This is a genomic window from Amphritea atlantica (assembly GCF_018860855.1).
Classification (GTDB): domain Bacteria; phylum Pseudomonadota; class Gammaproteobacteria; order Pseudomonadales; family Balneatricaceae; genus Amphritea; species Amphritea atlantica_A.
Genome location: NZ_JAHKQE010000017.1, coordinates 1 through 2,285 on the forward strand (window position 1 = coordinate 1; position 2,285 = coordinate 2,285).

Here is a 2,285-nt window from a genome sequence, read left to right on the forward strand (position 1 = left end):
GTAAGCGATCAATAAACCCCATCTAATAACTTTGCGATTTACCCGCTAACCTGCACCCTCACAGTAAGCAGAGGGCAACGCCATGACGACCGAACAAAAACGCACCTTTTGGCAAAATCATATCGACTGTTGGCAAGGAAGTGGCCAATCACAGACAGCCTATTGCAAGCAACACGGACTGAAACTCGCTAACTTCGGCTATTGGCGTACCCGCTTGAGTAAAGCCCAGCGCAGCCATAAATTCATACCGGTCGATCTGGAGCCAAATGTACAGGCCAGAGTATCATTGCCTAATGGCATCCGCCTGGAAGTGCCCGTTCATACTCTGGCCGGTGTATTACCGTTACTGAGTCGAGCCGCTCTGGAGGACTCCTGATGCTTCGCCCCACAGACAGTATGCAGGTCTACCTGTATGCCGAACCGGTCGACATGCGTAAGTCTATTGATGGTCTGTCCGTGCTGGTTGAGCAGGAAATGATGCTGTCTCCCAGCAGGGACGCGCTGTTTGTGTTCTGCAATCGTGGTCGCGACAAAATTAAACTGCTGTGCTGGGAGCGTAATGGTTTTATCGTCTGGTACAAGCGGCTGGAGAAACAGCGTTTCCGCTGGCCCAAGTCTGAAGACACACTCAGCCTCACCGGTCAGGAGCTAAACTGGCTATTAGATGGCTTCGATATTTTTAACAATCGCCCTCATCAGCCCCTGTATTTTGACTCGGTAAGCTGAGCATTCAATGTTAAAATCCGCGCTATGAGCGCGGTAAATACACAACTTCCAAACGACCTTGAGGCGTTAAAAAAGATCATTGAGCAGCAGGCGAATCGCATCGCCGCGCTTGAAGAGTCTCTGCGGCTGCAAAAACTGAAGAAGTTTGGTGCCAGTAGCGAAAAGTCTCCCGACCAGCACGACATGTTCAACGAAGCCGAGTTGTCGGTCGTGGTTGAGGCGTACCTTGCTGAAGATGAGGTGGAGCCAGCGCACACCGAATCCAAAACACCAAAAGCCAAGCCCGGCCGTAAACCGCTGCCAGCGGAACTGCCTCGCGTGCGTATCGAGCATGATCTGTCCGAGCCTGAAAAACAGTGCCCCTGCGGTCATGAACGCACCGAGATCGGCGAAACGACCAGTGAACAACTAGACATCATTCCGGCGCAGATCCGGGTACTAGTCAACGTGCGCAAAAAATACGCTTGTCCAGCCTGTGAAGACGGCGTCAAAACCGCACCGCTGCCGCCACAGCCCATCCCCAAAAGTAACGCCAGCCCCGGACTATTGGCTCATATAGCGACCGGCAAATACCAAGACGCATTGCCATTGTATCGCCAGGAAGCGGTACTGAATCGTTCCGGTATTGAGATTCCTCGCAACACTCTGGCCAGTTGGATGATCAAGGCAGGTGAACTGATCCAGCCATTGCTTAATTTATTAGAAGATAAGATGCTGGCCTATCCGGTACTGCACTGCGACGAAACCAGTGTTCAGGTTTTAAAAGAACCTGATAAAGAGGCCACCAGTAAATCCTACATGTGGGTGCGGGTCGGCGGGCCACCCACGCAACCGGTACGACTCTTTCATTATGCGGACAGTCGTAGAGGTGAGGTCGCCTGTCAGTTACTGGCGGGGTATGAAGGTTACCTGCAAACCGACGATTACGCCGGCTACAACGCCGTGGGCGCGGCCGGGATTATCACGCAGCTGGGGTGCTGGGCGCACGTGCGTCGCAAATTTATCGATGCACAGAAAGCGACTGCCAGCAAAAATAAAAAAGTGGGCAAAGCCGATATGGCCGTCAGCTTGATTAGCAAACTGTACGCCATCGAGAAAAAGATCAAAGCCGAAAGTACAGAAATAAGGTATCAAACCCGGCAACAGGAGGCAGTACCGCAGCTTCAGAAGATCCGAGCCTGGTTGGATAATACCTTGTACAGCACGTTACCCAAGGGGTTACTCGGCAAAGCGCTGGCATATCTAGATAAAAACTGGGATAAGCTCACCGTTTACACGGAAGACGGTCGCCTGGCCATTGATAATAATCCGGCAGAAAATGCGATCCGTCCCTTCGTGGTCGGCCGTAAAAACTGGCTCTTCAGCGTCACGGTTCCGGGAGCTAAGTCCAGCGCCAACCTCTACAGCCTGATCGAAACGGCGAAAGCCAATCAACTGGAGCCTTACCAATACCTACGCCATATCTTTGGGCAACTGCCTAAAGCGAAAAACATCGATCAAATCGAGGCACTGCTACCCTGGAATGTCACATTGCAAGACGTTGTTAACTGATCGCTTAC

General features: G+C 52.0%; 3 protein-coding genes. All 3 read left to right on the plus strand.

Features of this window, described 5'->3' with window-relative positions:
• Positions 1 to 82 precede the first annotated feature (82 nt).
• The 3 genes from tnpA to tnpC are packed head-to-tail and all read left to right on the plus strand — an operon-like array spanning position 83 to position 2,277.
• Entirely contained in the window at positions 83 to 376 is a 294-nt protein-coding gene (gene tnpA / locus KO512_RS07185) for an IS66 family insertion sequence element accessory protein TnpA (RefSeq protein WP_215951655.1), read from the plus strand.
• A complete protein-coding gene (gene tnpB, locus KO512_RS07190; RefSeq protein ID WP_215951656.1) occupies positions 376 to 726 on the plus strand; it encodes an IS66 family insertion sequence element accessory protein TnpB in 351 nt (116 codons plus the stop codon). The genes tnpA and tnpB overlap by 1 nt, the downstream gene beginning before the upstream one ends.
• A gap of 24 nt (positions 727 to 750) precedes the next feature.
• The gene (gene tnpC, locus KO512_RS07195) at positions 751 to 2,277 is read left to right on the plus strand and encodes an IS66 family transposase (protein ID WP_215951657.1); all 1,527 of its coding nucleotides are present in this window, start codon (positions 751 to 753) and stop codon (positions 2,275 to 2,277) included.
• The last annotated feature ends 8 nt before the right edge of the window (positions 2,278 to 2,285 follow it).